This window comes from Polaromonas sp. P1_G1, from assembly GCF_056405595.1.
The window spans coordinates 126,401-133,542 of the sequence record NZ_JBFUBU010000005.1 but is presented as its reverse complement, the minus strand read 5'-3'; the positions used below and the strand labels follow the sequence as shown (position 1 = coordinate 133,542).

At 65.8% G+C, this 7,142-nt stretch carries 9 protein-coding genes and 1 pseudogene; all 10 read right to left on the bottom strand.

What is annotated here, in order from left to right; translation table 11 throughout:
- Positions 1-224 (bottom strand): annotated as a pseudogene (locus AC1D1Y_RS03600) (cell envelope integrity protein TolA); the annotation flags it as partial.
- A 16-nt stretch (positions 225-240) separates the two neighbouring features.
- The gene (locus AC1D1Y_RS03595; protein WP_477681135.1) at positions 241-681 is read right to left on the bottom strand and encodes a biopolymer transporter ExbD; all 441 of its coding nucleotides are present in this window, start codon (positions 679-681) and stop codon (positions 241-243) included.
- Positions 682-702: 21 nt separating this feature from the next.
- Positions 703-1,395 carry a protein TolQ gene (gene tolQ, locus AC1D1Y_RS03590; RefSeq protein ID WP_477655681.1) on the bottom strand — a complete coding sequence of 231 codons (693 nt, stop codon included), beginning with the start codon at positions 1,393-1,395 and terminating at the stop codon, positions 703-705.
- Positions 1,392-1,841 carry a tol-pal system-associated acyl-CoA thioesterase gene (gene ybgC, locus AC1D1Y_RS03585; RefSeq protein WP_477681134.1) on the bottom strand — a complete coding sequence of 150 codons (450 nt, stop codon included), beginning with the start codon at positions 1,839-1,841 and terminating at the stop codon, positions 1,392-1,394. The genes tolQ and ybgC overlap by 4 nt, the downstream gene beginning before the upstream one ends.
- Positions 1,838-3,034 (bottom strand): pyridoxal phosphate-dependent aminotransferase, encoded by a 1,197-nt coding sequence (locus AC1D1Y_RS03580; protein ID WP_477681138.1) that lies wholly within the window; start codon positions 3,032-3,034, stop codon positions 1,838-1,840. The genes ybgC and AC1D1Y_RS03580 overlap by 4 nt, the downstream gene beginning before the upstream one ends.
- Before the next feature lie 11 nt (positions 3,035-3,045).
- Positions 3,046-3,573, bottom strand: a complete 528-nt coding sequence (gene nusB, locus AC1D1Y_RS03575; RefSeq protein ID WP_477681133.1) for a transcription antitermination factor NusB — start codon at positions 3,571-3,573, stop codon at positions 3,046-3,048.
- Between the two features lie 38 nt (positions 3,574-3,611).
- Positions 3,612-4,076 (bottom strand): 6,7-dimethyl-8-ribityllumazine synthase, encoded by a 465-nt coding sequence (gene ribH, locus AC1D1Y_RS03570; protein ID WP_477655685.1) that lies wholly within the window; start codon positions 4,074-4,076, stop codon positions 3,612-3,614.
- Between the two features lie 51 nt (positions 4,077-4,127).
- On the bottom strand, positions 4,128-5,234 hold the full coding sequence (ribBA, locus tag AC1D1Y_RS03565; protein WP_477655686.1) for a bifunctional 3,4-dihydroxy-2-butanone-4-phosphate synthase/GTP cyclohydrolase II: 1,107 nt from the start codon (positions 5,232-5,234) through the stop codon (positions 4,128-4,130).
- Between the two features lie 3 nt (positions 5,235-5,237).
- Positions 5,238-5,888: a riboflavin synthase gene (locus tag AC1D1Y_RS03560; RefSeq protein ID WP_477681132.1), complete on the bottom strand. Its 651-nt coding sequence runs from the start codon at positions 5,886-5,888 to the stop codon at positions 5,238-5,240.
- Positions 5,889-5,985: 97 nt separating this feature from the next.
- Positions 5,986-7,110, bottom strand: a complete 1,125-nt coding sequence (gene ribD / locus AC1D1Y_RS03555; RefSeq protein ID WP_477681131.1) for a bifunctional diaminohydroxyphosphoribosylaminopyrimidine deaminase/5-amino-6-(5-phosphoribosylamino)uracil reductase RibD — start codon at positions 7,108-7,110, stop codon at positions 5,986-5,988.
- Between the last annotated feature and the right edge of the window lie 32 nt (positions 7,111-7,142).

Sequence of the window (7,142 nt, the reverse complement as noted above, 5' to 3'; positions counted from 1 at the left end):
GGCGGTGTGGGTACTTCGACCGGCTTGGGCGCGGCCTGCTGGGCCGGCACATTGGTCCACAGTTCGGCCTGGAAAGCGACGTCAGGGGTGCTGCGCTTCCAGTTGACGCCCCAGGTCAGGGCGGCGATCAGCAGGACGTGCACCAGCAACGCCAGCGCGAACGCGTGGCCCGACCCCTCGTCCCGGGGCGGAAGAAAGTCGAGGCGGTCTGCGGCGCTGGGCATGGGGCTGTGCGGGCGGCTACTTGTTGCCGGTCTGCACCGACAGGCCCACGCGCGACACGCCGGCTTTTTGCAGGTTGTCCATGACCTGGACCACGGTTTCGTACTTGATGGATTTGTCGGCGCTGATGACCACGGGCACGGCCTGCGCGCCCTCGGCCTTCACGCCTGGCTCCAGCTTCGCGATGTCGGCCGCGACATTGCGCACATTGCTGGGCACGCTGTCGGTCTTGATCTTGATCTGCACGGCTTCGTCCTTGCTGATCAGGATCTGCACCGGATTCTGCGGCTGGCTTGGCGCCCGGCCGACCTTGGGCAGCGCGATCATGCTGGGCGTGATCAGCGGCGCCGTCACCATGAAGATGATGAGCAGCACCAGCATGACGTCGATGAAGGGCACCATGTTGATTTCGCTGATGGTGCGCCGGTTGCGGCCGCGGCGGGAATTGACTGCTGGCATCGGGATGTCCTCCTTGCCGCTCTAGTGTCCGGAGGGCGATTGGGCGCCCAGGTTGCGCTGCAGGATGTTGGAGAACTCTTCGATGAAGGTTTCCAGCCGGTTGGCGACGCGGTCTATGTCGTGCGAGAAGCGGTTGTAGGCGACGACGGCCGGGATGGCCGCGAACAGGCCGATGGCGGTGGCGACCAGTGCCTCGGCGATGCCGGGCGCCACCGTGGCCAGCGTCACCTGCTCCAGGGCCGCCAGGCCGGTGAAGGCGTGCATGATGCCCCAGACGGTGCCGAACAGGCCGACGTAAGGCGAGACCGAACCGACGGTGGCCAGGAAGGACAGGTTGGCCTCGATGGCGTCGAGCTCGCGCTGGTAGCTGGCGCGCATGGCGCGGCGCGCGCCGTCCAGCAGCGTGCCGGGGTCGGTGATGTGGCGCTCGCGCAGCTTCTGGTATTCACGCATGCCGCTGGCGAAAATCCGTTCCATGGGGCCGGAGTGCTTGGCGTTTTGCGCGGCGCCGGAAAACAGGTCGTTCAGGCTGGTGCCCGACCAGAATTCGCGGTCGAACTCGTCGTTGAGCGTCTGCACTTTGTTGAGCGCGATGACCTTGCGGAAGATCGCGGCCCAGCTGGCGATGGACACGCCGACCAGCAGCGCCACGACGGCCTGCACGACCCAGCTGGCATTGAGGATGAGGCTGACGATGGACAAGTCTTGGTTCATGTTGTGGCCGTATCGTGTTTTAAGCTGTCAAGAATGGAGGCTGGTATTCGCCGTGGCTGCAGGCTGGCGGCGTCGACCCAGCCAATCCGTATGCTGCCTTCACAGAGCAGTGGCGCCGGTTGTCCGGATGACTGCTCTGTTTTTAATAGCACCTGCTGGCTGATTATCATGGACGCGCGGCCGGCTTCGACCAGGCTTGCCGTAACAATCAGTTCATCGTCCAGGCGGGCGGAACGATGGTAACGGATGCTGGTTTCGGCCACCACGAAGATGCCGCCGGTGCTTTCGCGCAGGCGCTGCTGTTCAATACCGAGTGATCTGAGCCATTCGGTGCGCGAACGTTCAAAAAATTTCAGGTAGTTCGCGTAAAAAACAATGCCGCCCGCATCGGTGTCTTCCCAGTAGACCCGCAAAGGCCAGCTGAAAACCCGCGCGGCCGGCTTCATGCCAGCACCGCCTTGAGCCGGGCCACGGCTTCCTGCAATTGCGCCATGGAGTTGGCGGTGGAAAAGCGCACGAACTGCTCGGGCGCGGCATGCCCGAAATCGCGGCCCGGCGTGACGGCCAGGTGGGCGCGTTTCATGAGCTCGAAGGCGAAGTCCCAGCTGCCGCTGACGCCCAGGCGCGCGGCGGCCTGGGTGCAGTCGGCATAGGCGTAAAACGCGCCGTCGGGCATCACCGGCACCGTGAGGCCCAGGCGGTTCAGTTCGGGGATGAAGTAGTCGCGGCGCGCCTTGAATTCGGCGCGGCGGCGCTCGTACTCTTGCAAACTCTCGGCTTCGAAACAGGCCAGCGCCGCATGCTGGGCCACGGTGCTGGGGCAGATGAACAGGTTTTGCGCGATGCGTTCGATCACGGGCGCCAGCGCCTCGGGCACCACCAGCCAGCCCAGGCGCCAGCCGGTCATGTTGAAGTAYTTGCTGAAGCTGTTGATGCTGATCACGCTCTGGCCCAGTTCGCCGGGCATGGCCAGCGCCGAATGGCCGAAGTGCTCTTCGTAGCTCAGGCCCAGGTAGATCTCGTCGATCAGTGTGATGCCGCCGCGGCCGTGCACGAATTCGTGAATGCGTTGTAGTTCTTCGGGCGCGATCGAGGTGCCGGTTGGGTTGGAAGGGGAGGCCAGCAGCACGCCGCGCGTCTGCGGCTTCCAGGCCGCTTCGACCTTCTCGCGCGTGAGCTGGAAGCGCTCGGCCGCGGTGGTCGGCACCAGCACCGCATTGCCTTCGGCGGCGCTGACGAAATGCCGGTTGCAGGGGTAGCTGGGGTCGGGCATCAGGATTTCATCGCCGGCCTCGATGAGCGCCAGGCAGGCCAGCTGCAGCGCGGCCGAAGCGCCCGCCGTGATGATGATGCGGCCGGCCGCCACGTCGGCGCCGAAGCGCGAGGCGTACCAGGCGCTGATGCGCTCGCGCAGCGCCGGCAGGCCGGTGGCCTGGGTGTACTGCGTGTTGCCCTGCGAGATCGCGCGGGCCGCGGCCTCCTGCACCAGTGGCGGCGCGGTGAAGTCCGGCTCGCCGATGTTCAGGAAGATCATGGGCCGGTCGCTGTGGGCGAACTCTTGCGCCAGCGCCGAGGCCGCCTTGGCAACCTCCATGACGTAAAACGGCTCGATGCGTTGAGCCCGCCGGGCGATTTTCACGTCAGGCGCTTTCACCGGGGGGATTGTTTGGCTTTGTCGGAAGCGACTTCCGCGGCGCGAAGGGAGGGCGCCATCTTGTTGAGCACACCGTTGACGTATTTGTGGCCGTCGGTGCCGCCGAAGGCCTTGGCGAGTTCGATGCACTCGTTGATGACGACGCGCCAGGGCACGTCCAGGCAGTGGGTGAACTCGTAGGCGCCTATCCAGAGCACCGCATGCTCGATCGGCGAGATCTCGGCCATGGGCCGGTCCAGCAGGGGGGTGATGCCGGCGTCCAGCGATTTCGCGTCCGCGATGCAGCCGTGCAGCAGGGCGTCGTAGTGGGCCGAATCGGCCTTGTGAAAGCCCACCAGGTCGCGGGTGAAGGCGTCGATGGAGTCGGCCTCGTTGCGGCCGACCAGGTGCTGGTAGAGGGCCTGCAGGGCGAATTCACGCGCGCGGGTGCGCGCCGATTTGTCGGCCGCTTTTTTGACGCCGGTGTCGGTCAGGCCGGTGCGGGTCTGCGGCGGGCGCTTGGGTTTGATGATGGGATCAGCCATGAAAAATGCCAGTCAGGGTTAAAGGTGGGAGCAGGCGCTCAGGCAATTTCATTGATCAGGTTGGCCATTTCGACGGCGACGCGGGCGGCATCGCGGCCTTTTTCGACCTGCCGGGCCTGGGCCTGGGCGAGGTTTTCGGTCGTCAGGATGGCGTTGGCGATGGGCAGCTGGTAGTCCAGCGCCAGGCGCGTGACGGCGGAGCCGCTTTCGTTGGCCACCAGCTCGAAGTGGTAGGTTTCGCCGCGGATGATGCAGCCCAGCGCGATCAGCGCGTCGTACTTGTCGCTTTCAGCCAGCGCCTGCAAGGCGCAGGGCACCTCGAGCGCGCCGGGCACCAGGACGTGCCGGATGTTGTCTTCGTGCACGCCCAGGGCGGCGAGCTCGTGCTTGCAGGCCTCGGCCAGGGCGTTGGTGATGCTTTCATTGAAGCGCGCCTGCACGATGCCGATGGAAAGTTTTTTGCCGTCCAGCTTGTCGGCCGTCCCTTTTTCTGCTCCAAACACGGTGTTTCCCTTTTGATTGATTTATGAATTTCAGGCGAGGTGACGCAAACGTCAGTCCCTGGTGATGTAGCCGACGATCTCCAGGCCGTAGCCCGTCATGCTGGGCATGCGGCGCGGGTTGCCCATGAGGTTCATGCGGTGCACGCCGCATTCGCGCAGGATCTGCGCGCCCACGCCGTAGGTGCGCAGGTCCATACGGCCGCGCTCGGGTGCCTGGCTGGCGCGCGCCGTGCCTTCAAACTGGGCCAGCAACTGCGCGGCGCTTTCGCCGCAATTGAGCAGCACTGCCACGCCGCGGCCTTCGTCGGCGATGTGCTTGAGGCTCTGGTCCAGGCTCCAGGAATGCATGGGGCGGCCGGTTTCCAGCACGTCCAGCACCGACAGCGGCTCGTGCACGCGCGCGGCCACGACGTCGTCGGCCGACCATTCGCCCTTGACGAGGGCCAGGTGCAGGCCCTGGCTGGGCTTGTCGCGGAAGGCGTGGGCGGTGAACTCGCCAAAAGCGGTTTTCAGCGTGCGGCAACCGATTTTTTCGACCAGGGAGTCGTTGCGGCTGCGGTGCTCTATCAGGTCGGCGATGGTGCCTATCTTGAGGCCGTGCTCGGCCGCGAACAGCAGCAGGTCGGGCAGGCGGGCCATGGTGCCGTCGTCCTTCATGATCTCGCAGATCACGGCGGCCGGCGAGCAGCCGGCCATGCCGGCCAGGTCGCAGCCGGCTTCGGTATGGCCGGCGCGCATCAGCACGCCGCCGTCCACCGCCTGCAGCGGAAAGATGTGGCCGGGCTGCACCAGGTCGCTGACGGTGGCGTTTTTGGCGACGGCGGCTTGCACCGTACGGGCGCGGTCGGCCGCGGAAATGCCGGTAGTCACGCCCTCGGCGGCCTCGATGGAGACGGTGAAGGCCGTGGAATGTTTGGTGCCGTTGCGCGTGGCCATGGGCGGCAGCTGCAGCAACTCGCAGCGTTCGCGGGTCAGGGTCAGGCAGATCAGGCCGCGTCCGAAGCGCGCCATGAAGTTGATGGCCTCGGGCGTGACGTGGTCGGCTGCGAGCACCAGGTCGCCTTCGTTTTCGCGGTCTTCCTCGTCGATCAGGATGACCATGCGGCCGGCGCGCATGTCGGCGACGATGTCTTCAACAGGGGAAATGGCAGTGCTCATGGTTCAGGGCTTTTTTAGGATGTTGTTGTGGGTGTCGCCCAGCATGCGCTCGACATAGCGCGCGATCAGGTCGATTTCGAGGTTGACGCAGGAGCCGGCGGCCAGTTGGCCCAGGGCGGTATTCTGCACGGTGTGCGGGATCAGGTTGATGCTGAGCTCCGTACCTCCCTCATCGCCCGCCAGGTCCGTGACCCGGTTGACCGTCAGGCTCACGCCGTTGACGGTGATGGAGCCTTTGTAGGCCAGGTATTTGCCGAGTTCGCGCGGGGCCAGTATGCGCAGCTCCCAGCTTTCACCGACCTCGGCGAAATGCGTGACGCGGCCTATGCCGTCGACATGGCCCGAAACGATATGGCCACCCAGGCGGTCGTGGGCGCGCAGGGCTTTTTCGAGGTTGATGGGGCCGGTTTCAGCCAATCCGGTGGTTTTAGCCAGGGATTCGGCGGAAATGTCGATGGAAAAGCGGTTGAGGGCGAGATCCAGCGAGGTGGCCGTCATGCAGGCGCCGTTGAGGGCGATGCTGTCGCCCAGGCCCACGTCGTCAAGGTAACCCGCAGGCGTCTCGATGGTGAGGCGCTTGCCGTGGTCTGAAGAGCTGCCCAGGCTTTGGATGGCGACGATGCGCCCCAAGCCGGTAATGATTCCGGTAAACATGCGCTATTTTCGCAGGGAATCCGGCCCGGACGTGGGGAAAGGCCACTATTGCCCTGTAAATGCGGCCCAGGCCAGGCCCGGTGCAGGTGAAAACGGCCTAGAACTGGTCCCGGCCAACGCCGCGGGCGAGCACGCGCAGGTCGGGGCCTACCCTCTCGACGGACTGGAATTGAAGGGGCACCGCATCTGAGAGTTGCTCCAGGGGCCCGAAGGACGCCATGCCCAGGCCGGCGCCGAGCAGCTTGGGCGCGAGGTAGACCAGGAACTCGTCGACCAGCCCTTCGCGGACCAGGGAGCCGTTGAGCTTGCTGCCGGCTTCGACATGCAGTTCGTTGATTTCGCGCAGCGCCAGGTCTTTCAGCATGGCCGCCAGGTCCACCTTGCCGCGGGCGCCTGGCAGGCAGGTGACCGTGGCGCCACGGGACGCCAGGGCGGCCTCCTGGGGTGCGCCTTGAACGGCGGTGTAAATCCACACCGGGCCGCCGGCTTCGAAAATTTTCGCATCCACGGGCGTCTGGAGCAGGCTGTCGACAATTACCCGAAAGGGCTGCCGGGGTGTTTCCACCAGCCTGACGTCCAGCCTGGGGTTGTCCTGGAGCACGGTGCCTATGCCCGTCAGCACGGCGCCGGCCCGGGCGCGCCAGGCGTGGCCGTCGGCCCGCGCTTCGGGCGAGGTGATCCACTTGCTCTGGCCGTTGTCCAGGGCGGTGGCGCCGTCCAGCGATGCGGCGATCTTCATGCGGACCCAGGGGGTCTTGCGGACCATGCGGCTGAAAAAGCCGATGTTGAGTTCTTTGGCCTGCGCGGCGCCGGCGCCCACGTCAACCGCTATGCCGGCCGCGCGCAGGCGCTCAAAGCCCTGGCCGGAAACCCGGGGGTTGGGGTCCGCCATCGAGGCGACGACTTTTTTAATTCCCGCGGCAATCAAGGCGTCGCAGCAAGGGCCTGTGCGCCCATGGTGGGAGCAGGGCTCCAGCGTGACGTAGGCGGTGGCGCCTTCGGTGGAATGGCCCCGGGCCGCCGCATCGCGCAGGGCCATGATTTCCGCGTGGGGGCCGCCGGCCTGCTGCGTGTGGCCAAGGCCTATGGTTTGCCCGGCGGCGGAGACCAGGACACAGCCAATGCGCGGATTGGGCGCTGCGCTGAGGGGCGCGTTGGCTGCAGCCTGCAGGGCGGCCTGGATGAATTCGAGGGTAGAGGCTGTCTGGATGGGCTGCTGCATGGTTTCCCGCTGCGGCCACATCAGGGACGGGC